This is a genomic window from Raoultibacter timonensis, assembly GCF_022845715.1.
In the GTDB taxonomy this organism is placed as follows: Bacteria; Actinomycetota; Coriobacteriia; order Coriobacteriales; family Eggerthellaceae; genus Raoultibacter; species Raoultibacter timonensis.
This window is the reverse complement of sequence record NZ_AP025564.1, coordinates 1,631,471-1,656,778: the sequence shown is the minus strand read 5'-3', so window position 1 is coordinate 1,656,778 and position 25,308 is coordinate 1,631,471. Positions and strand designations below refer to the sequence as shown.

Sequence of the window (25,308 nt, the reverse complement as noted above, 5' to 3'; positions counted from 1 at the left end):
ACGGTACACGAATGCTGTGTACGAATCTCGGATTCTAGTACATGTACGAAGTAAAACCCAGTCTGACGACGGACGATAACGGTGAACGCGCTATCTGCTCCGCTTGTCGACACGACGAACGACCACGTTCATGATGCTTTGGATGATCTGAACGAGCACGATGCAGATGAGGACTGCGGCGATCATGACTTCGACTTCATAGCGCTGGTAGCCGTACCTGACCGCCACGTCGCCCAAGCCGCCGGCGCCGATCATGCCCGCAATAGCCGAATAGCCCAGAAGCGTAATGAGGGAGATCGCCGCCCCGCGAAGCAGCGAAGGCACGCTTTCCTTGAGGTACACCTTCATGACGATCTGCCAAATATTCGCGCCGAAGCTTTGAGCCGCTTCGATGAGCCCGCTATCGACTTCCGCCAAGCTCTGCTCCACCATGCGCGCCATGAACGGAATCGCCGCGACGGCGAGCGGAAAGATCGCGCCGGCAACGCCGAGCGACGTGCCCATAACGATACGGGTTGCAGGAATGAGCACGACGATGAAGATGACGAACGGAATGGAGCGCCCGATGTTGACGATCCATCCGAGCACCGCGTTGAGGACACGATGCGGGCGCAGACCCCCGGGGGCAGAAACGAGCAGCAGTACGCCGATCGGGATGCCCACCAGATAGGCGACCGCCGTCGGAACGAGCATCATCAGGATGGTGTTCCACGTCTCCTGAGCAAGCATGACCCCGTAATCGGCGAAGAACCCCTGAAGCCACTCCATGCTACTTCACCCGCCTTCCGGCAGGTTTGCCCTCGGACGTCGAGGCGTGAACCTCGGGCCTCCCCGCGTTGACGAACGGATTCGAAGCCGCATCGATCGCGTCGGCGAGAATCGTCGAGGCGGATCTCCCGCGCGCGTCGGTTCCGGACGCCGACGTCCCGGCAGACCCGTCGAAATCGCCGGGCAGGTAGTCGCTTCCCAAGAGCTCGCGGGTTACCGCGCTTTGCGGGTTCGAGAACACGGCGGCGGTTTCGCCCGTTTCCACGATGCGGCCCTTGTCGATGACCGCAATCTTGTTGCATATCTTTTCGGCTACGGCAAGCGAATGCGTAATCACCACCATCGTCACCCCGAGCTCCTCGTTGATGTCCTTCAGGAGCTTGAGGATCGATATGGTCGTACGCGTGTCAAGCGCGCTCGTTGCCTCGTCGCAGAGCATGACGCGCGGGTTGTTCGCAAGGGCGCGGGCTATGGCAACGCGCTGTTGCTGGCCGCCCGAGAGCTGACTCGGATAGCTCTTCGCCTTCTCGGTCAAGCCGACCAGCTCCAAAAGCTCGTACGCGCGCTTCTCGCGATGCTCCCGCTTCTCGTGGACGAGCTCGAGCGGAAACGTCACGTTCTTCAGAACCGTGCGCTGCTGGAACAGGCTGAAGTTCTGGAATATCATGCCGATCGAGCTGCGCAGCTCGAGCAGCTGCTTGCCTGAATAGCCCGTCACGTCTTCGCCGTCGATGACGATACGGCCCGACGTGGGTCTCTCGAGCAGGTTGATGCAGCGAACAAGCGTCGATTTGCCCGCACCGGATTCACCGATGATGCCGAAAATATCGCCATCCTCGATCGTCAGATCGACGTCGATCAACGCATGGTGCTTCGATGCGCCATCGTATGTTTTAGACAGATGCTCTATCTGGATCATTGTTCAGATTACCTCGTACAGAATAACTAACATGATATGCGGCCGTACATGGTTGAGATATGGCCGCGTGAAGCTAGGCCTGAGTGTCCGCGCGCACGCCGACGAACCCAGGCTTGGGCATGCACATCATCATGCTATGTACGAATTCGAAATTCATAACGGGTCAATATTAGACGAAGCTCTCGGGATGTCAAGCGTTAAACCGCAATTCGGAGCGATCCGACCTGATCTGGAACCGATATCGGAAGCAATCGAGACGGCGAAGCGACCCGCAGCGGGGAAAGGCATTCGGCTTATCCCGGCACCATGCCCGCCCGACGAACCTTGAGCCACGAGCCTGCGGCCCGATATCTCGAATCCGCTCAGGATCGCTTCCCCACCTCTACGATTCCAAGCAACTGGTTTTGCGAATGAATGCCGAGCTTCTTGTAAATGCTGTAGATATGGCTTTTGGCTGTGGCAGTCGATATGTAGAGCTTGTCGGCTATCGCCATGGCCGTATCGCCTTCGGCCAAGCACTCGAACACATCGCGCTCGCGCGGAGATATCCCGAACCGGTCTTCGATGGCGTTGAGCGATTCGGCATCCGAGCGCTCGTCGAACGTCCCGTCCGGGCGGTACACGGTCAAATCGCTCGTGATCAGCGTCATGTACTGGGAGTTGGAGAAAGCGAGGTAATACGAGTTGAGCTTGGAGAAGAAATCTTTGATGAACAGGCTGTCGAGCACCTCGGGACGGGCGGCAAACCCGATTTCCAGATAGTACGGATCCTTCATGGGAACGGTGGCTAAATCGTTGTCGCGCATGATGTTGAGCGGGTCGAGCAGCTTGTAAAACGCAGGTACCACCGAGATGGCCTCGTCGGCAGCGACCACCTTGAAGCGAAAGGAGTTGTCGCTCGTAACCATCGATATCGCGTCGCTTCCGAATTTCGATTCCACAACGCGCCGAATGTCTCCCTTCGGCACGATCAACCGCTTCGACAGGATATCGGCTCTCGACAATGCCGGCCGCTTGGCGAGATCGGACCCCTTCGAAACCAGCACCTCATCGTAGGAATGCAGGTACGGCTGGTATTTGAACCCCTGCTGCTGCAAAGAGCGGACGAAGTGCGCGTTTCGCTCCTCGTCGATGCTGAACAGGCACAGCAACCCGATGACGGGATCGCCCTCATCCGACGACAAGAGCTTTTCCACCACCTCGTCGTTGTCGCACTGAAAGTACCGGGCACGCGCGGAGACCTCGTCGAAGCTGTCTACCAACGGGCCGAAGAACGCGGAATCGAAGCACACGTTGTTCAGGTAGGCGACCACCCCATCGTCTTCGCCGCGTTGCTCGTCCGCACTGAGTTCGGCGACGCATGCGAGCATGTCCGCTTGCGCACGCAGCATTTCGCTGGCATACGGCAACAGCGCCTCGCCGTAGCGGTTCAGCACCATTTTGTTCGACGTGCGCCGAAACAGCTTGCAACCCAACTCGGTTTCCAGAACCCCGAGCGACCGGCTCATCCCCTGCGAAGATATGAAATTGATATTGGCCGCAGCCGAAATGGACCCGTGCCGAGCAACGTCGACAAAGTACTTCAGATAGTTCGTCTGCATGACAACCCCCTGAGAGCCGCTATCCGCACGCGAAGGGTTTGCACCGAGAAGCCTTCGTCGAAGGCAGGCAAGCAGCTCGCGCGCAGATGCCCCGATGCCCGATTGCGATTATAACCGCAATCGGGCATGAAACAACACCTCGGACCGATATCCCGCCTACGCGGGCCACCCTGAAAGCCCGAAGGCTTTACGGAAGGCCGAGCAAGCCGGCGGTCATCGGAGTGATGGTCACCGTGATGACGACCATCACCAAACTGGGAGCCCAGCCGACTTTCACCATGTCGCCGAAACTGAAGTACTTGCGGTCGCTCGAGTAGGACAGCAGCGGCACGCCGTCGAGCGGGAGCATGAGCGCAATGGCAGACCAGAAACCGACCATGGCACACGTTGCGGCAATGGAGCCTCCCATGCTTGCCACGATGGTCGCAAACGGTACGGCGATAAGGCCGGCGCATGCGGGACCTGCGGGAATAACGTTATGCAGAAGGCAGCCAAGCACAGACAGCGCGATGAGCGTAACGATGGGCGGCCATGCGGTCATCGGCGCCATCACGACGCTCACAAGCCAAGCGGTGGCGCCCGTGCCCATCAGCGCGGCCACCAAAACGTTGACAGCCATCATGAGCAGCATCATGCCCCAAGGCGAATCTTCCAAAAAGTGATTGAACTTGATGGCTTCGACGCCGGGGAAGAACATGAGGCCAAGGGCGAGCAGGCTGACGACCGTGATGTCGATAGCGGTGACCCAAGAGCTTGCGATCCAGATAACCATGGTGACCAGCATAACGACCAAGCCGGCAATCTCGTGGCGAGGCAGCTTTCCCAACGAGGAAGCGCGCTTGATGCCGGTATCGACCGCCTCCTGGCTCAAGGCTTCGGGCTTGAAGATCTTGATGAGCGCGAACCAGCCGGCCGGAATGGTGATAAGGGCGAGCGGCACGCCGAAGGCCATCCATTGAACGAAACTGATGTGCACGCCGAAATTCTGCTCGATCAGCGACATGGCCAACACGTTGATGATGCAGCCGGAAGGAGTCATGGCACCGCCCAGAGCGGCAGCCCACGGAATGCCGATCGCTATGCACTTGGCAAAAGCGGATTTACCGCCCGTGGGGGTGTTGTTGGCATCGAGTACCGCATACGCGATGGGCAACATGACAGCCGTCAGCGGCAAGTTGTCCATAAGCGTAGAGATGAGCGCCGTGCCAACCATAAAACCCAGCAGAACGCGCGAAGAGTTCGTGCCGGCCCACCTGAGGATAACACCCGTCAAACGCACGGCGAACGAAGACCGAGCAACGAAGCATGCGAATGCGAAACAGCACAGGTAGAAGATGATCGCATTGTTTATCGAGGCCGTCCAAGCATCCGCTGCGGGTAGAATGCCCAGCAGGGGAGCCAGACCGACCATAGCCCACCCCGTTATCGCGATGGGCATGACCTCGGTAACCCAGAACACGATCGCCACCACGAAAATGCCCAGCGACATCTTCCCAGCCCAGCTCAATCCCTCTGGTGTTGGGGTCACACCAAGCGCCACGAGCACGATGACTCCCAGTGCGATAATCCCGAAGCGGATAACCGCCGATTTCTCCTTCATTTCTTCCCCTTCGATCGTTTGCCAATGAAAGCTGTTGGGAGACGCTAGCGCAGCATGTCCACGAATACGTCATCGAGCACAACGTCTCGATCGGCGCAGTCGGCATCGAATTCGACCGCATCGTAGCCCGGCGCCTCTATGCGTACGCGATATGACGCTTTCTCGCACTCGCAATAGCGAAAATCACCGAACTCGTCGGTCTCCACCTGCGCAACAACCTCGCCATCCGCATCGAAGATGGTTACGGGTACGCCGATGATCACCTCGTTCTCACCGCGATTCGCCACCGTGCCGGCAATCCAGCGCTTCGGACGGTTGACGTAGTACACATGCGAGCCCAGGCCTTCCAGACGCTCGTCCGCAGCACCCGCGGCAATCTCGTCGGCGAAGTCCTCGATATCGCCCCAACGCAGTGCATCGGTCGCGCAAGCATCGACACAGCGCGGCTGCGACCAGCCACTATCCAGCAAATGCGCGCAACCCGTGCACTTCTGGGCAACTTGGGCGTCGCCGTTGAAGTACACCATGCCCAGAGGGCAAGCCTCGGCAAGGTCGCGGCGTCCACGCGCCTTTTCGGGGTCGATGACCACCAATCCGTCTTCGCGACGATAAACCGCTTCGGGTGCCAACCCGATCAGGGGACACGCGTCGCAATGCCCGCAGAACGTGGGCGTATACGCCACGCGCACGACCGGCACGCGACCGCGCTCCTCCTCGTCCACGCGGCACCAAAACTGCCCGGTCTGGGGCTGCGCGAGGGCGATAGGAGCCCAATCGTTTTCGCAATGTTCGTCCTTGCAAGCAAGCTGGCAGTTGTAGCAGCCGTTGCACCTGTTCAGATCAACTATCAGTGCCTTCATACCCGTTATGCCCCCTCGATGTAATCACGTACGTCCTGGCCGTAGGAAGCGTCGTAGTACCGGTTCCTGTTGAATTCTTCGGGATACTTCGCGGCGAGCTCGAACACGTCGACCTTCTCCACGCCCACCAAATAGCCGCTTGTCACTTCACCGTCAGCGTTTTTCGATGTCGTCGCCGTCGGGCAGATGAGGTTAATGGCGCCTCCGCGATCGAGTCCGCCCACGCCCGACACGATAACGTCGGAGTTTGCGCCGTGATCCATGTATACGACTTCGGGACGAATGCGCTCGGTCACGCGAACGCCGCCCAGCACGCTGCCGCGCTCGTTGTACACCTTCACCACATCGCCGTCGGCCACACCCACGCTCGCCGCGTCAGTCGGATGCATCCACAGCGGCTCGTATGCATAGCCGTCAGGGCCGATGACCTTGCACGTTTGAATCTCGCGCAACCATTCGACATCGTCGAACTCCGCATGCACGCGCCAACGCGGATGGTTCGACACAATGAGGAACGGGTATTTTTTCGCACGATCGGAGCTGCGGCGGTCATCATGGCCGTCGCCCGATTCGCGCCAATGCGCAACCGGACCGCGCAGCTCGTCGTCGGGAAACATCGTCGCCAACGACTGCGAGTAGAATTCGATCAAGCCCGTCGGCGTCTCGAGCGGATTAGCTGCCGGATCCTCCGCAAACGGGGCCAGGCCGACCGGCTGGTCTTCCCACCCCTCTTCGGTGGGAATCAATTGGTAGCCTCGCTTTTTGAACGCCTCGAAGTCGCGATCTTCCTCGGGAATGCCGCAAGCTTCGTAGCCCTCCTTCACCTGCTGTTCGATGGTTTTGCCCTTCGTCATGCGCTGCACGACGCCCTCGTACACCCCGCCGAATTTTTCGAGCGCTCGGCCGATCTCCTGCACGGCGATCCAATCCGACTTCGCCTCCCCAACCGCATCGATTGCGGCCTCCTCAAACGTGACGGCGCTCCATTGCCCGGAGTCGTTGTCGGTACCGAAATCGCTGACCTCGAACTTCGTGCAGATAGGCAGTACGATATCGGCAAAACGGGCGTCGTCTTCAAACCACGGGGCCTGCACCAGATAGAACTCCAGATTCTCGCTCTTCAGGGCATCCTGGAACTCGTAGCCGCCGTTGAGGCTGGTCGTGAATGCCGGGTTGTCCGACCACAACATCTTCACGCCCGCATCGCCCTCGAGCGGGAATCGGAAGTGCTTGAACTGGTCTGCGCGCGGATCGGCAGCCGTCCCGTGCCCGTACCACTCCAGCTTCTCGCCGCGCAGAGCCTTGTGAATATGCACCTTCGGAACGAAACTGTCGCCGCCCTGGCCGATGAGGGGGCCGTTGTAGCAGGCTGCCGTGTTGGGGATAACCTTCGAAAGGGGCAGCGGGCTGCACGACGACATGCCGAACAGAACCCATTCGATGTACTTGATGGAAATGCGGCCCGGTTTGCCCACGCCCTGCATGGCCAGCAGATACACTTCCAAGCGAGCGGGCTCGTGGGCGAACGCCGCACGGATAAACGAGCCGCCGTTGCAGTGCGCGATGGAGACCGCATGGCTCGCCCAGTAACGAGCGAGCGCCTTGATGCGGTACGCGGGAATTCCGCAGATGGGCTCGGCCCATTCAGGCGACTTAGGTACGCCGTCTTCATTGCCGAGCACGTAGTACTCGAACCAGTCGAAGCCGTCGGAGTGCGTTTCGATGTATTCGCGATCGTACGTGTTCTCGGTCATCCACACATACGCGATAGCCAGCTGCAGCGCGGCATCGGTATTCGGAAACACGGGGAACCATTTGTCGGCGTGCACGACAGCCGTGTAGTTGCAATCGGGAGCGATGGCGATGTTTTTGATGCCGCAGTCCTCGAACCAAAACGCCATGCGAGAAGCCATCTGGCCGCCCCAGCCCCACGTGGTGGTCTCGAGATCGCACCCCCAGTACAGAAGCGCATCGCAATGCTGCGCGATATCCTGAGCAGTATTCGTAGAATGGGTGTTCTGCCCGACGGGATCCATGCCCCACGCATGTTTCGCCCCCCAGTACCAGCCCTCCCAGCTGTCGGGGTTGCGGTTCTGGATGGTGAAGCCGCCGCATTCCCCCAAAAGACGCGTCATGCAGCCGTGCGGAGTATTGATCGCCTTGCTCTCGCCGTGGCCGTCCGCTTGGCAAAGGATGGAATTCGGGCCGTATTCGTCGTGCACGCGCTTTATTTCTTTTGCGATGATCTCGCATGCCTCGTCCCAGCTGATACGCTCGTACTTGCTGGTACCGCGCATCTCCGGATGCCGATCGCCCCCCGGATTCCAGTCGACGCGCTTCATCGGATACGGAATGCGGTTCTTGGAATACGTGCGCCGCTTGTACACCAGCGGAAACGGTGGCGTATACGACTTCATTCCCGGCTCGAGCGTCTTGCCGCCGCGACCGGTGATGGTCCAGTAATTAAGCTCTTCTTTCGTATAGTCGTTTTCAAAGTGAACGGGGCGAATGCGCGCAAGCCTGCCATCCAGCACATCGGCGGCGACGATGTTCGCACCTCCCCCGAACGACTCCAACCCGAGGTTGTGCACGACGGTTTTCTCGGAAATTATCAACGTCTGATCCCTTTCTCTCTTCTCTCGTTCGCTTTCGATGTAAGGCTATTGCTCGAGACGAGCGCGTTCTTCGGCTCGCACCTCGGAAATCTTTCTGTCGGACTTGACGAACACGATGACGGCTGCAGCGGCAAGCACGGCGAGCGGCGCCAAAACGAACTGCGCGTTCGCCTGCCACCCCGCGTTCGCAACGATGGGCGAAACGATGTAGCCGCCCACAACCTGCGCCACGCCCGTGGCAAACGCCATGGTGGCCAGCACGAGATCGGTTTTTTTCGGTTCGGGGACAAGCACCGGGGCAATGGCACGGGTTCCCGTGGGCACAAGCGCGCCGCACAAACCCATGAGGATGCTTGCAATCCAGGGGCCCGTCATGTCGGTACCGGGGGTAAAGTAGAAGAACGCCATGCACAGGGCCACCAGAAGATAACCGCCGGCGATCATCCACTTGCGAAAGTTAAGCCTGTCGGCAACCACGCCGAACGCGATGCCGAGCGGTATGGAAATGATAGCCGTCCAATTGGGAAGCATGGCCGAATCGAATACGCTCAGGCCTTTGACGTTCTGCAGGAACGTCGGATACAAAGTGTTGATGTTCGCAACGTAGTCGAACACCCATACGAAAAAGAACGCGCACACCACGAAACCGGCCAGCATGTAGTTGCGGCCCGGCTTTTTGCGGCGGGTGGGATCACCGTCGACCAACTCGTTTTCAGGAATGGCGGGCATCTTACAGCAAGCCAGCAGCCACACGATGGATACGATTTCCATGGCGATGGAAACGTACCAGATGGGTCTCCACGAGAACGCAAGCGCGGCCCCGCCGGCAGCATCGAAGATCATCGGAGCCGTAAAGAACGCGATAACCACGCCAACGGGCGTCCACTGCGACCAGACGCCCATGCACAGACCCTGATCCTTCAAGGGAAACAGACGGGGCATGATGTTGGGGCCGATGACGCAAATCAAGCCGTAGGCTACGCCCTCGAGCGTGCGTCCCACCAAGAACAACGCCGTATCGGGCGCGAATACGCAGATGAGAGAACCGACCAGCTGCAACACCGACGTAACGACGATGGAGAATTTTACACCCAGGCGCTGCATGACGAACATGCCGGGAAAGGCCAGCAGCATACCGGCAATGGAGAACACGCCCATGATCTGGCTGAGCATCTCAACGGACATTCCCAAATCGGCACCGATGAACTGGATAGCAGGTGCGGCTTTGAACTGGTTGAACGTCGCAGTAAAGCCGAGGAAGAACAACGCAGCGAAGCACAGCCAACGCTCCGTCGAGTCGAGCTGGCGACTCTGCACGCCATAACGAGAAACGGATGATGCCATAAATCCCCCTAACCTGATGAATGCCTGGCCGACCCGTTCGGCCACACCCAATCGAGCAACGGCGCAACTCGGCCGTTTCAAGAACAATTCTGACAGGCAGCCAGCCTCGGGAACATAAACAAGCAGGTATGCAGACCCGCAACGATTTGTTGACCGCTCATACTTGCGAGAGTCCCGACACCCGATCCCGGCCCTTACCGCCGTCGCACCCGATAACGCGTTTTAGGATCGGAGGCGAAGATGGGGTGCATCTGTGTATAATGGTTCGGATGAACAGCACAAGGAAAAAAATAGCGGTCGTGACCATGGGGGTGAAGCTCGGCGACGAGACGCGGGGCTACACCCGATTCCGTTTTCTTTCGGAACTGCTCGTCCGCGAGGGGTTCGAAGTCGACCTCATCACCTCGAGCTTCCAGCATTGGGACAAAGCCCCCCGAGACACGTCTCGCAGCTGCTATCGCGACCTCCCTTATTCGATCGTTTTCATCGACGAGCCGGGGTACAAGAAGAACCTCGACCTCTCGCGCATCAAAAGCCATGCGGTCGCAGCGAAGAACCTCCGGTCTCATTTCGACGAGCACGGATCCGAATACGCGCTCGTCTACGCGGAGATCCCGCCCAACGACGTGGCGCGCGTATGCGCGGAGTACGCCCACGAACAGGGAATTCCCTTTGTGGCGGACATCAACGATCTATGGCCCGAAGCCATGCGCATGGTTGTCAACGTGCCCCTCGTGAGCGATATCGCCTTCTATCCGTTCGCCCGCGATGCAAAACGCGTGTACACCCTGCTTTCGGGAGCTGTCGGCACCTCCGACGAGTATGCGATGCGTCCCGCCCAAGACCGCTCGGAGCCGTACCCGAAAACCACCGTATATGTGGGAAACGTACTTGCCGACTTCGACGCAGGCGTCGCCGAGCATCGAAGCGAAATCGAGAAACCCGAAGGCGAAGTATGGATCGTTTACGCGGGCACGCTCGGAGCGAGCTATGACCTTTCCACGCTCATCGAAGCGGCATCTCTGCTCGAAAAGACGGGCGTTGCCGCCCGCGTGAAGATTCTCGGCGACGGCCCCGATCGCAAAAAACTCGAGGAGCTCGCCTCCGAGCTCGCAGCGCCTGTCGACTTCCTCGGATACATGGACTACCCCCATATGGCGGCCTACCTCGATGCGTCCGACATCACCGTGAACTCGCTCGTAAAATCAGCCGTCCAGAGCATCGTGACCAAGATCGGCGATTACCTTGCAAGCGGACATCCCCTGATCAACACCGGCACGAGCCCTGAGTTCAGAAATCTCGTCAGCGAAAGCGGTTTCGGCGTGAACGTCGAGGCCGAAAACGCCGAAGCGCTTGCCGAAGCAATCGAAAGGCTTGCGGTCAATCCGAGCCTTCGTAAGATCATGGGCGCGAAAGCGCGCGCGGTTGCCGAAAGCGAATTCGATCAATCCCGCTCTTACCTGCGCATCGTCGACATGATCCGCAAGCTGATTTGATTTCTTTGCGCAAGCGCACCGCAAAGGCCCGCTTGCCCTATAATGAATGCCCATGGACGACAAGCGAAACATAGCATTCTCCCCGCCCGATATCGGCCAGGCCGAAATCGACGCCGTCGCCGACGCGATGCGCTCGGGCTGGATAACCACCGGACCGAAGACGAAGGAGCTCGAGCGAAAGCTCACCGAGTTCACGGGAGCCGCAGGCGTCGCTTGCCTCTCTTCGGCGACCGCTGCGCTCGAATGCGCCCTGCGGGCGCTGGGGATCGGCGAGGGAGACGAGGTTATCACTTCGGCGTACACCTACACCGCCTCATGCTCCCCCATCTGCCACGTGGGAGCCACCCCCGTGCTCGTCGACACCGCACCCGGCTCGTTCGAAATGAACTACGCCGAACTCGGCGACCTCATCACCGAACGCACGAAGGCGATCGTTCCTGTCGATATCGCCGGAAGGATGTGCGACTACGATCGCATCGAGGGGGTGCTTGCAACAAAACGGGTGCTCTGGAAGCCGGAAAACGACCTCCAGCGCCTCTTCGACCGCGTCATCATCGTCGCCGACGCGGCCCACTCGCTCGGAGCCGACTACCACGGCAGAAAGAGCGGCTCGGTCGCCGATTTCACGACGTTCTCGTTTCATGCCGTCAAAAACTTCACCACAGCCGAGGGAGGCGCTCTCGCCTGGCGCGATGCCGGTTTCGATTCAGATGAGTTCTACCGGGGAATCATGCTGCAATCGCTTCACGGACAGACGAAGGATGCGCTGGCGAAAACGCAGGCTTCCGCCTGGGAGTACGACATCGCCTTCCCGGGCTGGAAATGCAACATGACCGACATCCAAGCCGCAATCGGCCTCGTACAGCTCGAGCGCTACCCCGCCCTGCTCGCCCGCAGGCGCGAGATCATCGCCCGCTACGAAAAGGGCCTCGCCGACACCGATGCGATCCTGCTCGGGCATTACGGCGGCTGGGCTAATTCAAGCGGCCATCTCATGCTCGTGCGGATGCCGAGAAAAAGCGAGGCGTTCCGCAACGCGGTCATCGAGGTCATGGCCGAAGACGGCGTCGCGACGAACGTGCACTACAAACCGCTCCCCCTGTTCACCGCCTACCGCACGCTCGGGTTCGACATCGCCGACTACCCGAACGCCTACAGGCAGTACTGCTGCGAGATCACGCTGCCGCTTCATACGAAGCTTTCCGACGACGACGTCGACTACGTGGTCGCCTCGTTCAAACGCGCCCTCATCGAGGCGGATAGCAGAGTTTTGCAGGAGTCCGATTGATGTACGCCCGCTTCGGCAAGAGGCTGCTCGATATCCTGATCGGAATCGTCGCTTTACCCTTCGTTGCCATCATACTGCTCATCGTAGCCCCGTTCATCCACTTCGAGGACAAGGGGCCCGTCTTCTACAACGCTCCGCGCATTGGCAAAGGCGGCCGCGAATTCAAGATGTACAAGCTGCGCTCCATGAAGGTGAATGCACCCGACCTCACGATGCCCGACGGCTCGACCTACAACGGCGCCGACGATCCGCGCATGACCCGTATGGGTACGTTCATGCGCAAAACGAGCATCGACGAACTGCCCCAAATCCTCAACGTGATCAAAGGCGATATGAGCCTGATCGGCCCCCGCCCCGATCTCGAGAGGGAAACCGAGCTCTACGAAGGCGACGAGCGCGAGAAGCTCCTCGTAAGGCCGGGCATCACCGGATACGCCGCCGTGAGCGGCCGCAACTCGCTGCCTTGGCATGACCGGCTTGCGCTCGACGTCTACTACGTGCGCAACATCTCGTTCGCGCTCGATGCGAAGATATTCTTCAAGACGTTCGCGGTCGTCTTCGCCCGCGAAGGCGTCTTCGTCGACGAAGACAAGAACGCCTGAACCCCGGCCTATGCCGTTTCGGGAGCAGCCTCGAGAGCGCGGTTTTCGGCCTCTTCCGCATCGAGGAGCTTGTCCTCGGCTTCGAGCTGCTCTGCTTTCTTGACCGCGAGCAGCATGGCAAACGCGATCGCGCATATCCCCGCCGAGAGCTTGCCGATGAGCACCGGCACGATCATCGAAGGCTGGAAGTTGGCAGTGAAGGAAAGATGGTCACCGAACAGAAACGCACAGCAGACCGCGAAGGCAAGCGTGATCACCTTATCGCGCGCCTTGAGGTCCTTGACCATGGCGAGCAGCGCAAGCACGTTTGCCGATGCAGCGAGCAGCCCGGTTGTCGCATCCGAGCTCAATCCGAAAACCCCACCTATTTTCGCAAGAGGCTTGGCAAGATACCTCCTGATAAGGTACACCATCGGAAACGCCCCGCACAGCATCATGCCGATTGCACCCGATACCTCGAGAGCCCTGAATATATCCTCTTCGTCAGCGATGATCGGATCGAATCCGAACGAGCCGAAAACAGTCGTAAACACGCCGGTAAAGTATTCGATGACAGCCAGCACGAACACGAGTTTGAGCACGCTTTCGAGTACGCGCCCAAATACGATGAAGCCTTTGATCATGGCATCCGGCGCAAACCGCAGCCCCAGGGCAAGGGCGACGCAGATGATGATGAGGGGAACAAGGTTCAATCCTATTTGTGCGAAACTCAAAGCAAGCTGATACGTCGCTTCGGAGTTGGTCGAAACAACCTCGCGAATAACGGGGTTCGCAACGGCGATGATGACGCTTCCCACCAGCACGCCGATCGGAATGGCCAAAAGCCCGCTCATAACGCCGAGGGCCAGGTACTTGCGATCTTTTTTCTGCAGCATCTTCAAAGCAACGGGAATGGTGAACACGATGGTCGCACCGGCCATATACCCCGTGATCATAGCCATCATCCAGCTCTCACGCGTTTGCGCAAGGGCGTCGGCGAGCTGATAGCCCCCCATATCGACGGCGATGAACGTTGTGGCCGCCATCGCAGGATCGGCGCCGAGCGCCCCGTACACCGGACCGAATACCGAACTCACGAATGCAGTCAAATACGGTGCAGCAGCCATGATGCCTGCGACGGGCAAAAAGATAGGCCCGATGGAATCGATGCCCGCCACAAACTGCTGCCCAAGCTCGCTTTCGGGCTTGATTACCGACGCAACGGCACCTGCAAAGGCACATGCCATGATGATGTAGACCACGATGGTCCCGAACAGTTCCATATTGCTTCCCTCTCTCGCATGCCGCGGCGGCGGCAGAACAAACTAAAGCCGTTGATGCATGTATGCTAGAAGACGATCCCGCGATGCCCGTCCAGAGCTGCCTACAAAGCCGCCTCGTAAAGCCCGATGGCATACCTGCCATACGTCTTCGCGGCGCGATACCACAGGTAGAGCCATTCCCCCACGGGATCGCCCGACGACTCTTTGTAAAGAGCCCAGACAAACCAGTAGTACGCACTTATCGCCGTATATGCGAGACAATGGCGCATCTCCGCTTCCGTCGGCTTCCCTTTGAAATACTCGGAAATCACGCCTCTCGCTTCATCGAGCGTGTAATCGGAACAGCAGATAAACGTACCGAGATCACTCGCGTAATCGGACATAGCCGAGTATTCCCAATCGATAAGGTACATGAAGTCGTCGCGGACGAGGAAGTTCGGATTGTAGAAATCGTTGTGGCACAAGCAAGGCTCAACTCGATCCGACTTCACGAACCGATCGAGAGCATGCGCTCGATCGGACAGCTCATCGAAATCGGGGAACGACGGATATGCCCGCTCTCCGAGCAGAACAACGATTTCCTGCGCCTTCTCGTACACATCAAAGTACCACTCGGACTTCTCTCCGCTTCCATGAAGCCTGCGTGCAAGAGCTAATCCTCTCTCAACATGCGAAGGATTGTGGTAGTCGAAATCTACGCAATCAGGCAGATACCGAGACAGCTTCCACCCCTTGCGAGGATCTTCGTATATGAACGTATCGTCGATGCCGAGCCTTTTGGCGACCTCCTGCGAATACGCTTCGCTTTCCCGGTTGATGATCTCAGCGGTTCCTGCGCCGGGATGTCGGTAGACGTACAGCCCGCCAAGGCACCCAAATCGAAACGAGAGGTTGGTGAGGCCCTCTTTAAGCGGAGCAATATCGACTATATCGATACGCTCGCACTCGAGAACGCTGCATATGTTGTCAAGAATCTCCGAATCGACGTTGTCGATAAAATCATGATCGAAGTCCCTCAGATCATCAAGGGAGTCGAACTCGAAAATAACACCGGGCTCGAAGGGGCGCATAACCATATCGAGATCTTTGATATGGTCGATGTAAATGTCCTCCCAAAGCTTTCCTGCGGTTTCGGGTTTTCCATAATCATCTTCCAAGAACCTCTTGAAGCGGTTTGAAAAATCCCGATCGAAATACACATGCCCAAGCATGCCGTAGGAATCGACGCCACCCACCGTAACCTTGACGATCCGGTTCCCCGGTCCGACCGTCAAGCAGTATTCGTCGGTCTCGCCTTCAAAATACTGGGCCGAATAGTACGCCTGATACTCGTACGGAGAAAAGACGTTCTCGGTGAAGTAGTCATCGGAAGAGCAGATGTACGTATTGCCAAGCTGCTCCTTCACCAGCATCAACGTAGAGTTGTTGTTTCTCGTCACGTAGTCGTCGTTCACTTTGATGGTAACGCCGAACGTATCCTCTAGATAGAAAAACGCTTCTTTCATGTACCCGACAACCACCGTTATGTCGTCTATGCCGGCCTCTTGGAGCTGACGTATCTGCCGCTCGATGAGCACCTCCCCCCGAACCTTTAAAACCCCTTTGGGCTTATCGTAGGAAATAGGGGCAAACCGCGACGAGAAACCCGCCGCCATGATGATCGCGTTATCGACGCGATACGGCTCCAATGCGGCAAATCCCGCAGGCGTAACCTCGTAAGATTTATCGAGAAGCCCCGCATCCAGAAGATTCTTGCACGCCGCGTTGGCCGTTCCAAGCGACGCGCCGATCGCTTCGGCGATATCGCGCTGCGACCCGACCTCGCGCAAAGCGCACGTCGAAAGAATCGAAAATTCGTTCTTCAGTAACTGCATGAAATATCCCTATCGTATTAAGCGTTCACAATAAGATATTTTACGATAATTTTGAACAATATTTACCAATAATTGATAAATATTTGTTCAATTCATATAAACTGTATTAATAATTGAACCTATGATACATAGGCGGCATCGATTTCCTGGAGTTCTCGGAATGTATCTATCTCGGCGATATCGTCAAACGAGCATTCCCTGATGCGCACGGTATAGTGCTCCGAGAAGTACCTCAACGCAACCTCGTCCCAATAACGCTCTTTACCGCCCGGCATTTCATAGGTTGCAACGATATCTCGAGAGAGCTTTTTCCCGTCCTCTGCAGTCCAGTACGAAATCCCGAACATATGATGGCAATCAACTCCCCCAACCGTCAGGTTGGTGATGACGCCGCGCTTCGTTTCGAAGCACCAATCATCGGTAACCTCTACGGGAACGCCGAGATAGTTGGAATCGTACTGGTACTTGGAAACGAGCTTGGGATTCGAAAGCAAAAGATCGGATTCGAGCACATAGGCGTTCTCGAGAAGGTCTTTAGCCGCCAAAGCAGACGATATGTTGTTTGCTTCGTTGTACTGGGGATTCTCTATGAATCGAATGTTCGGGTACTGATAGAGAAGCTGATCGAACTGCTCGGCAAGATAGCCGCGAACAACGTATACCTCCTCGATACCGGCCGCGTACACCGCATCGAGAAGCGAATCGATAATGCGTCGGCCATGCACGCGAATAAGGGGCTTGGGGGTATTGAGCGTAATGGGAACGAGCCTCGTGCCAAACCCGGCCGCAACAAGCACAGCCCGTTTTACCCGATACGGCTCCAACTCCTCGAGCCCACGCGAAGTAAGCGCAGCTTCATCGATAAGGTTGCGCTCGACAAGCTCCGACACAACCTTGTTTACCGTTCCAACCGAAAAGCCAACCGCTGCCGCAATCTCCCTTTGAGTCATGGGCGAATCGCTCGCCTCGAGGGTTGATAGTATCTTGAACTCTTTATACTCTAGCGAACCGCGCATTCCTGCCTGCTCCTTATTGCCCTTTTAATACCCGCCATTATCAGTTTAAGCACAACGTTCGTGCCGAGAATCATCAGAGAAACAAACGCCGTGCATTCGGTAAGCCGTTGCGCATCAAGGTCGGTGATGAGCAGCGCAAGCGGCATATCGAGCGTCGTGGCCAAAAACGCCACCGCCGAAATGGTCACCATGCAGTTAACGAAAAAGTACGAAAACATTTCAACGATGGTCTCGGACGTCTGAGGAATGAGAACATCCTTCAGAATGCTCGCCCGACTGATCCCCATGGTCGAGCCGACGGCTTCGAGATTTTCATTTACCTTGCCGAGCGAATTGTAGGCCATGAGGTACGGCGACGCAAAGAAGTGCACCAGATTTGCAAGAATGAGTATCGCAAACGTGCCATAGATGAAGGTCCCCTTGAAGAACAGCACATAAGACAAGCCGAGAACGATGCCGGGGATGGCGAGCGTTGTTATGGCAACGAGATGCAGGATCTTCGCCGAGCGACCCTTTATCCGCGCCGTAATATAGCCGGCGAAATAAGCAAGCAGCGTACCGATCACCGATACCGCAAGGGCGATCAGCAACGAGTTCACCCAATAGTCGCCAGCGTTCATATTGAAGGATCGCCCGACGTTTGCAAAGGTAAACGATAGGTCGATCGGATACTTGGTCACGAACGACACGATTGCAAACGAGCAGAGCGGCAGCAGAATGAACAAGGACATGCCCAAGCTCATCAAGTAGCCGAACGCATCGCGTACCCGGTTTTTCGCAATGGCAAACCCCCTTGATACAAAAGAGAGCTTTCCCTTGTCGGCATTGAGCATATCGACGAGAAACGCTACCACGGCGGGAATGAGCAGTACGAAACCGATAGCAACACCGGTATCAAAATTCATCAGACCAATGACCTCCTGATACATGAGTACCGGAAGCGTCGTGCATTTGCCTCCCACCATAAGAGGAACGCCGTAATCGGTTACCACGAGCGTGAACGTGGCGAACACGGCCGATATGAGGGGCTTGCGAAGATACGGCAACGTGATGCTCAGAAACTGGTGCGTCTTGGGAATACCGAGAATATCCGCCGCCTCGTAAGGCAGCGCGTCCTCGTATTTGAGCACATCGTAAACAATAAGGAAAGCCGAGGGAAACGAATAGAGCACCGAACCCATAACGATGCCCCAGAACCCGTAGATGGACCCGTCAAGGGAAAACAGGTTCGTGATGATGCCGTTCGAGCCGAAAAGAAACACCAAACCCATTCCATGGGCGAGCGACGGAATGAGCATCGGCAGCGTCATGAGCACGCCGATCGCCGCCTTCCCGCGAATATTGGTGCGGCAGAGCACCCAGGCCATGGCGATCGCCAGCCCGACCGCGATAACCGTCGACGTCAACGCCACCGCAACCGAGTTGATGCATGCGGTAATAAACTGTTCGGTACCGAAAACCGCCTGGGCTCCGGGGTTCGCGAGGTTCGCAAACAGCCCCAGCAACGGCAGGATAGCCGCAAACAAAAAGAAAAGCGCAAGCACAATGCGCGTTACCGTGAGCCTTGCCTTTCCTCCTCCCACGATATCCTACGCCTCCATGAATCGCGCGAGAGAATCCATCTTGATGCGAAGGTTCTCGACCACGAAATCGGACACGTACTTGTCAGCCGGATTCGCTATGATCTCCTCGGGAGTCGCCAGCTGGTGGATCCTTCCTTCGCCCATCACCATAACGCGATCGGACAAAGCGAACGCCTCTTCCTGATCATGGGTGATATATATCATCGTCGTGCCAAACTCACGCTGAATGCGCTTGAGCTCGCCGCGCAGCGATAACCTTGTTTCCACATCGAGAGCGCTCATGGGCTCGTCGAACAGAATAATGTCCGGATTGAGCGCCAGCGTACGCGCAATGCTCACCCGTTGCTGCTGGCCTCCGGATAGCTGGTGGATCTTTTTGTCGAGGTGCTCCGAAAGCCCCAACTGATCGAGTACCGCGGTAGCGACTTCACGACGCCGAGACTTGAGTTCGGCATTGAACCTGAGCGCATACTCGACATTGCCTAAAACCGTCATGTTCTCGAAGAGTGCATAGTCCTGGAATACAATGCCCATATGCCGCTCATCCGGCCTTGCGCGCGTGATGTCCATCCCGTCAAGCGATACCGTACCCTCGTCAGGGGCAAGTAGACCGATGAGAATCCTCAGCGTAGTCGTTTTACCGCACCCCGACGGGCCGAGAATCGAAAGGAATTCTCCGTCATACACATCGAAATCAAGACCGTGAAGCGTATCGGACCCATCGAATCGCTTGGTAAGTCCCCTAATGGACAGCTTGGTCGTTTCGCTCATGGTTCAGTACTTCCACCTCTCTAGGAGCCGCTTCTTCTCGTCGATATCGAAAATGCCCGTCATATCGGCGTACTCGGCATCGGTTGGATAGTTCTCGATGGAGGTATCCTGCTCAACAAATACCCGATCGGGAACAAACTCCTGCTTATCGAGCAATATCCCCTTCTCGTACATCCAATCCATAACAGCTCGAACAGCCGGCTTGCCTTCCTTGCCCTCGATCACGGCAACTCCGTTCATCGTCCAAGGAGACCCCTCTTCGAATTCGACTATCTCGATCGGAACGCCTTGGTTGATCTCGGAAACAGCCTGATACGTAAGCCCCATGCCAATAAGCGCCTCGCCCTGGACGAGCGCGTTGACAGGACCCGAACCCGAAGAGGTGAACTGGTAAACGTTTTCCGCAAGAGCATCGAAATAGGCGAACGCCTCATCCTCTCCCCGTTCGTTCACGAGGCTTTTCACAAAATTGTAGCCAGTACCCGATGATTTGGGGTTCGGCATGCAGATGAGCCCTTTGTACTGGGGATCGAGCAGATCGTCATACGATTGCGGCACCGAAAGCCCGCGCGACTCAAGAGCCTCTGCGTTCACGGCGATACAGGCGCTCTCTCGCCTGAACGGAAGATATTTGCCCGTTCCGTCAAGGAGGTCGTCCTCGAATACGCTGAAATCGTAATCAAGGGGAGCAAGAACATCCTCGATCTGGCGAAGATACCCTCCCTCAAGCATGAGAATGATGTCCGCCTCGCTCTGAACGCCCTCGTTCTTGATGCGGGCGGCACCAGATCCCGTCGAGACGTAATGCAATCGGATATCGTACTCCGAAAGATCCTCGTGCATGGCGGCGAGCAGGAGCTCGTTGGCTTCGCCCTCCCCGCATGAGTAAATGACGACCGTGTTCTCGTTAGCCGAGCCACAACCTGGCAACAGCATAGAAGCGGCGAACAGGCAACCGACGGCTATCGCCCCTCGACGGGTTATGGATCGCCCGGAATAACGACGCATTTCAAAACCCTGTTCTGTACATGTTTGAATAAGCATGCCAGTAAGTGTAGCGTGAACGTTCAATTATGTAAAGGAAAAGTCAAATCTGAACATGATAGGGAGCTAAAACCTGCACATCCCTTCGAAGGAAGCCGACAGGCTGCGGCCTCGCGAACACGGAGCTACCGTATGGCGCCGCAGCCTCCCCCGCTCTCGACAACCGATCGGTAGAACCGCTCGAGCCACCGAGCCGATTCCCCGATGCCGAACCCCCGCTCGCCAACCTCCGCAACATGATCGTGTCGCGCGTTCGCTTCGCGAAGAAGGGCAACGACCTCTAACGCCCACGCATCCGCACCGGCATCGAGCGGCATGCGCTTTGCCGAATCGACGAGCATTGCAGCCTGCGGCACACCCGTCGATGCCACAACGGGAAGGCCGGTCGCCTGCGCTTCGATAACGGCTATGGCCAACCCCTCCTTGAACGACGGGAACACGAATGCATCGAACGCCTTGAGCAGACCCGGCACGTCCTCCCTCACACCGAAAAAATCGACTGCATCCGCTATGCCGAGCTCGCATGCCTCCCGCTCGATCTCCTCGGCAAGGGAACCCCGGCCAACGCATGCGAGCCGCGCGCGCGGAAGTTCTTTTCTCACCCCCGAGAACACCTGCAACAAAAACCGATGGTTCTTTACCGGATCGAGCCTCCCCACGTGGCCTACGAGCGGTATCTCTTCATCGTAGCCGTACGCCTTCTTGCATGCCTTATGCATGGCGTCGTCGCAACGGTATAGATCAAGGTCTATTCCGTTTTTAAGGATGCTGAAGTTCGGGCCTTCCGTAACAAAGCGACCGAACCGATCACGGCCGGCCTCCTGCGAGCAGGCCATAAAGTAATCGGCAACGTACCGAGTTGGATACGAGAGGGCGCGAAACGCTATCTCGGAAAGGCTCACGGGGTATTTCTGGGCATGGCTATGGGCTATCGCGAAGCGATCCGCCCGTCTTGCCTCCGACAAATAGAGCGCCGCGCTACTCCCGATATGGCCATGGACGATCGGATGCTCGCCGTGCTCTGCAAAGAACGCGCGGAACGCCTTTCGATACGCGCGCGCGTTCGTCCCCTTGAACCTCGGAACACGAAAGATCCGTCCGCCCAGCGCTTCTATTTCCGCGTCGTAATCGCACGCCCTCTCTTCATGCACGACGAAGTCGAACTGTATAAGGGAGCGGTCGATCGCCCGGTACAGGTTCATGATCATCGTTTCGGCGCCGCCTCGGTCCATCGCGCCGATCACATGCAGGACCCTGATCATCGCCGTGTCGCCTCCCTTGGATCCGACTCAGCCCCATCATCCGTTTGCTCGGCGGCGATGCCCTTTTCCACGGCGGATCCACCATCCCCGATCCCCGCACGAGACCTCCTCACAAGCGCCACCAGGAGCACCGCAACACCGACAAGGCACGCGGCGGCACCGGCAAAGCTCACGCCGTTCATGCCCCACAAGTTCACGCACAGAAAGCTCAGCGGAATCACGACTGCGAACGCCGCCACGTTGCCGAGGAAGTTCGCTTTGAAATCACGCAGAGCTATGAGCAAATCGCCGAAAAACCAAAGATAGGCCGTCATGATCGTCGAGAGGATGATAGGCTGCAACAGGTAAACGTAAGGAGCGATACTCTCGCCGTATAGCAGCTGAAGAACCCATGAACCGAAAAATTCAAGTGCAACCGAGCAAACGATCCCCACGCACGCAACGCCTGCGACGGTTTTGAGGAGCAAGAGTCTGAATCCCGCCCTGTCGCCACCGAAGAATAGTTTCGGGAATATATCCAGAAGGGGGCCGTACAGATAGACAGCGCCCATCTGTATGACGAGCGCAGGCGCGGCAACCGCTTGGTATATGCCGAGCGCCTCGTCTCCAACCGCCCAGAAGAGGTATTGCTTCGGCACCATGAAAATGGCGCTCGCCGCCACCGAGGCGAGGACCGCCGGGAACAACGTTTTAAAGAAGAACAGGGCCTTCTTTCGACCGATACCGATCCTGAGCTTCTCGAATTGGCTAGCCTTCGGGATATCGAACAAGAACAGAACGCCAAGGGAAAGCACCGTCATCGCGATGATGGCGATATCGAGGCTGCTCGTAGCCAAATAAGCCCCAACAAAACCCGCAAGAAGAGCCACCCCCTGTGCAATGAACGATTTGCCAATGTAGTCCATCCGGCGGTTCTGCTGGTCGAGCCCGTGCAATATGTCGATCAGAAGTCCAACCGACTTGTAGATGAAAAAGAGGGCAATGGTAAGGAGCGCCTGCGGGTTCGTAAGACACGAGTACGCCATGCAGGCAACGAACGCAATCCCAAGCGTTATGCAGCGAAAGCCAAAGTACTCCCCTAGCTCGTTTTCCCGCTTGATGTCGGAAATCTGATACGTACCCATCTTGTAGTTGGCGAACGTACCGAACGTCCCGACGACCGTCATAGCAATGCCGAGCAAGCCGCTGTCGGCAAAACCGCCCATCCTCACAATCAGGACGGTCATGAGCCACTGGCAGCCAAGGTAAGCCAGCGATCCGACCGAATTCCAGATCATGTTCGCTTTGATCGACAATTGCTTAACGCTCATCGTTGCACCCTTTTGCAAAGCTGTCCGAACGGGCCCGAAGCGGATCCAATAGCGTCGTCACAGGGCATACGCCTCGAATACATGCACGTCCCTGTCTTCCTCCGCGGGAGGTGTGCGCCAATCGCCATACGTTTTCGTCAGGTATTCCTCATAGCTTTTCGGAATGAAGTAGCGGCGATCCTCGAACGGCACTTCAAGCGGCTCGAACCATGCTTTGGGAAGCAGCGTGCCGGCAACGTACTCCCCAATGATGTCACCGTAGAAATCGGTCTCGCGCGCACATGCGTTGCGCGCGTTCTCGTCGATCTTCCGAGCGGCAGCATAGGGATCCATACGCGAGAAGAACGGATGGGCGATGCGCTTCACCAACTTCACGAACGGACTCGAACCCACCGACGGGTCCGCCACCATCAGGCTTCGCACGAGCGCGAGCCGCGTTCCCCGCACATACGCCCTATCGCGAGCGTTGGGGGCTTCATCAAGCGGGAAAATATCGACCCATACCCCTGTCGCATAGGTTTTTTGCACGAAATTCTCGTATACCTTCGTCGTCTTGTCGACCACCTTTACGAACGGGTAGATTCCGCTTTTGTCACGGTATGTCGCAAGGCCGAAGCGATCGGATGCTTTCGCTGCATCGAACTCCGCGATCAAACGCTCGTAGTCCGCTCGGGGCATCAAGATGTCCATATCGTCGTCCCATGGTATGAAACCGCCGTGACGCACAGCGCCAAGGCAGCTGCCGTATGCGAGAAAGTACGAAAGGCCCTTCTCTCTGCAAATGCGATCGATTTCATCCATGATTTCGAGCTCGATGCGCTTCATGTCATCGGTGGTGATTCGCTCCATCCTCGTCCTTCCGTCAAACCGAAGCATGCGCATCGATGGCGCCGCTGCCAAAATCGAGAACAAGGGGCGCGTGGTTCGTTCTCAGCTCCACGGGGGGTATTTCCCTATACGTCGGACCGTACCACGTCTCAAGATACGTTTTAGAATCATGGGGTATGGGCAGCGCAATTCCCTCGAACTCGCAGATAGCGGGAGGCAAAAGCGTCTCGATCGCGAACGGCGGATCGGGAGGATACGACATGGCGGCATAGCAGCCAGCCACCCCCCCTCCCTCGGCAGCTCGCGCTGACTCGTCGAAGGATCGGGCGATCCTCTCCGGCTCGAACAGCATCCGGCATATCCGGTGAGCAACAGCACAGGCGGCTCGCTCGAAAGACCCGAGCAGACCCCCATGAGGCACCTGCACGCTCTTCGCGTGATAAAGATACGACACACGCTGCCAAAACGTGCAGCGTGAAAACTGCTTCTTTCTGGCTTTTCCATCGGGAAAAACAGGGTCATACGGAAACACGTCGACGAATATGCCCTGATCGAATGAGGCCTCGATCGTCTCTTGCGTGTAAAACTTCGTTCCCCGTTTCCAGACCTTGGCAAAAAGAGGAGCGTAGCCCGGGGTAACGCCCGGAATGCCGATCTCGTATTCATCGCCAAGATCCTCTTTCGCCGCTTGGAGGAATCGCTCGTAATCGTCTCGGAGCATGCCGATGTCGATATCATCGTCCCACGGTATGAAACCGCCGTGACGTACCGCGCCCAAGGCGGTACCGGAATCAAGAAAATAGACAATATCGCGAGCGGCGCACAGCTCGTCGATTCGTTTGAGTATCGCAAGCTCTTCAAGCTGCAGAGCTCTCAGCACTTCGTCATCGTACGTCATTATCGACGCTTTCCCGCTTCGTCTTATAGCGCTCATGCCGATCCTTGTCGCGCAAGGCTATCTCCTGAGCAAGAACGTCAAGTCTCTCCCTCAAGCTGGAAACCTCGACGGTGAGAGTAAAGCATTTGATAAGCAGAAGAGCGATGACGCAGAGGAAGATAAAATTCGAAGGCGACTCGATGCCGATGAGACCCGAGAAGAAGAATACAACCGAGGGGAACACCGCCGCGATAACCAACGCCACGGCGAAAAGGAGCCAGAATACGGAATTAGCAACGCTCATCTCGGTTTTCTTCAGCTTGCGAAGCACGAACGCAAAGACGACAATCGCGCCGAGAACAAGGACGATACGATAGTTAATGCTCAT

21 protein-coding genes are annotated in these 25,308 nt (G+C 57.3%); 3 read left to right on the top strand and 18 right to left on the bottom strand.

The window, feature by feature from the left end:
* Window positions 1-90 precede the first annotated feature (90 nt).
* The 7 genes from MWL89_RS06635 to MWL89_RS06605 form a co-directional block, all read right to left on the bottom strand.
* Entirely contained in the window at window positions 91-768 is a 678-nt protein-coding gene (locus MWL89_RS06635) for a methionine ABC transporter permease (protein WP_244412272.1), read from the bottom strand.
* Between the two features lies 1 nt (window position 769).
* A complete protein-coding gene (locus MWL89_RS06630) occupies window positions 770-1,687 on the bottom strand; it encodes a methionine ABC transporter ATP-binding protein (RefSeq protein ID WP_102378441.1) in 918 nt (305 codons plus the stop codon).
* Between the two features lie 362 nt (window positions 1,688-2,049).
* Window positions 2,050-3,288 (bottom strand): LysR family transcriptional regulator, encoded by a 1,239-nt coding sequence (locus MWL89_RS06625; RefSeq protein WP_244412270.1) that lies wholly within the window; start codon window positions 3,286-3,288, stop codon window positions 2,050-2,052.
* Window positions 3,289-3,475: 187 nt separating this feature from the next.
* The gene (locus MWL89_RS06620) at window positions 3,476-4,888 is read right to left on the bottom strand and encodes an SLC13 family permease (protein ID WP_244412268.1); all 1,413 of its coding nucleotides are present in this window, start codon (window positions 4,886-4,888) and stop codon (window positions 3,476-3,478) included.
* Between the two features lie 44 nt (window positions 4,889-4,932).
* The gene (locus MWL89_RS06615) at window positions 4,933-5,748 is read right to left on the bottom strand and encodes a 4Fe-4S dicluster domain-containing protein (RefSeq protein ID WP_244412266.1); all 816 of its coding nucleotides are present in this window, start codon (window positions 5,746-5,748) and stop codon (window positions 4,933-4,935) included.
* A 5-nt stretch (window positions 5,749-5,753) separates the two neighbouring features.
* Entirely contained in the window at window positions 5,754-8,363 is a 2,610-nt protein-coding gene (locus MWL89_RS06610) for a molybdopterin-dependent oxidoreductase (RefSeq protein ID WP_244412265.1), read from the bottom strand.
* Window positions 8,364-8,408: 45 nt separating this feature from the next.
* Entirely contained in the window at window positions 8,409-9,707 is a 1,299-nt protein-coding gene (locus tag MWL89_RS06605) for an MFS transporter (RefSeq protein WP_102378446.1), read from the bottom strand.
* A gap of 269 nt (window positions 9,708-9,976) precedes the next feature.
* Here MWL89_RS06605 and MWL89_RS06600 point away from each other — a divergent pair, with 269 nt between their 5' ends.
* Genes MWL89_RS06600 through MWL89_RS06590 form a run of 3 tightly spaced genes read left to right on the top strand, consistent with a single transcriptional unit; the run spans window position 9,977 to window position 13,093 of the window.
* Window positions 9,977-11,203, top strand: coding sequence for a glycosyltransferase (locus tag MWL89_RS06600; RefSeq protein WP_244412263.1), 1,227 nt, complete (start codon window positions 9,977-9,979; stop codon window positions 11,201-11,203).
* 52 nt (window positions 11,204-11,255) lie between these two features.
* The gene (locus MWL89_RS06595; protein WP_244412262.1) at window positions 11,256-12,491 is read left to right on the top strand and encodes a DegT/DnrJ/EryC1/StrS family aminotransferase; all 1,236 of its coding nucleotides are present in this window, start codon (window positions 11,256-11,258) and stop codon (window positions 12,489-12,491) included.
* The gene (locus MWL89_RS06590; protein ID WP_244412260.1) at window positions 12,491-13,093 is read left to right on the top strand and encodes a sugar transferase; all 603 of its coding nucleotides are present in this window, start codon (window positions 12,491-12,493) and stop codon (window positions 13,091-13,093) included. Before MWL89_RS06595 ends, MWL89_RS06590 begins: the two co-directional genes overlap by 1 nt.
* A gap of 8 nt (window positions 13,094-13,101) precedes the next feature.
* Here MWL89_RS06590 and eutH read toward each other — a convergent pair whose 3' ends face one another.
* From eutH to MWL89_RS06535, 11 genes are all read right to left on the bottom strand, one after another.
* Complete coding sequence (gene eutH, locus MWL89_RS06585; protein ID WP_102378450.1) at window positions 13,102-14,355, bottom strand: ethanolamine utilization protein EutH; 1,254 nt, start codon at window positions 14,353-14,355, stop codon at window positions 13,102-13,104.
* A 101-nt stretch (window positions 14,356-14,456) separates the two neighbouring features.
* Window positions 14,457-16,229, bottom strand: a complete 1,773-nt coding sequence (locus MWL89_RS06580; protein ID WP_102378451.1) for an NTP transferase domain-containing protein — start codon at window positions 16,227-16,229, stop codon at window positions 14,457-14,459.
* Window positions 16,230-16,348: 119 nt separating this feature from the next.
* Window positions 16,349-17,245, bottom strand: coding sequence for a sugar phosphate nucleotidyltransferase (locus MWL89_RS06575; protein WP_102378452.1), 897 nt, complete (start codon window positions 17,243-17,245; stop codon window positions 16,349-16,351).
* A complete protein-coding gene (locus MWL89_RS06570) occupies window positions 17,230-18,828 on the bottom strand; it encodes an ABC transporter permease subunit (RefSeq protein ID WP_244412258.1) in 1,599 nt (532 codons plus the stop codon). Before MWL89_RS06570 ends, MWL89_RS06575 begins: the two co-directional genes overlap by 16 nt.
* Before the next feature lie 6 nt (window positions 18,829-18,834).
* On the bottom strand, window positions 18,835-19,599 hold the full coding sequence (locus tag MWL89_RS06565; protein ID WP_102378454.1) for an ABC transporter ATP-binding protein: 765 nt from the start codon (window positions 19,597-19,599) through the stop codon (window positions 18,835-18,837).
* 3 nt (window positions 19,600-19,602) lie between these two features.
* On the bottom strand, window positions 19,603-20,607 hold the full coding sequence (locus MWL89_RS06560) for an extracellular solute-binding protein (protein ID WP_102378455.1): 1,005 nt from the start codon (window positions 20,605-20,607) through the stop codon (window positions 19,603-19,605).
* Between the two features lie 161 nt (window positions 20,608-20,768).
* Window positions 20,769-21,905 carry a glycosyltransferase gene (locus tag MWL89_RS06555; protein WP_102378456.1) on the bottom strand — a complete coding sequence of 379 codons (1,137 nt, stop codon included), beginning with the start codon at window positions 21,903-21,905 and terminating at the stop codon, window positions 20,769-20,771.
* Window positions 21,902-23,215 (bottom strand): lipopolysaccharide biosynthesis protein, encoded by a 1,314-nt coding sequence (locus MWL89_RS06550; protein WP_244412256.1) that lies wholly within the window; start codon window positions 23,213-23,215, stop codon window positions 21,902-21,904. The genes MWL89_RS06555 and MWL89_RS06550 overlap by 4 nt, the downstream gene beginning before the upstream one ends.
* Window positions 23,216-23,272: 57 nt before the next feature.
* Window positions 23,273-24,064 (bottom strand): LicD family protein, encoded by a 792-nt coding sequence (locus tag MWL89_RS06545; protein WP_102378457.1) that lies wholly within the window; start codon window positions 24,062-24,064, stop codon window positions 23,273-23,275.
* Between the two features lie 13 nt (window positions 24,065-24,077).
* The gene (locus tag MWL89_RS06540; RefSeq protein ID WP_279611962.1) at window positions 24,078-24,977 is read right to left on the bottom strand and encodes a LicD family protein; all 900 of its coding nucleotides are present in this window, start codon (window positions 24,975-24,977) and stop codon (window positions 24,078-24,080) included.
* A complete protein-coding gene (locus MWL89_RS06535) occupies window positions 24,928-25,308 on the bottom strand; it encodes a DUF2304 domain-containing protein (RefSeq protein ID WP_102378459.1) in 381 nt (126 codons plus the stop codon). Before MWL89_RS06535 ends, MWL89_RS06540 begins: the two co-directional genes overlap by 50 nt.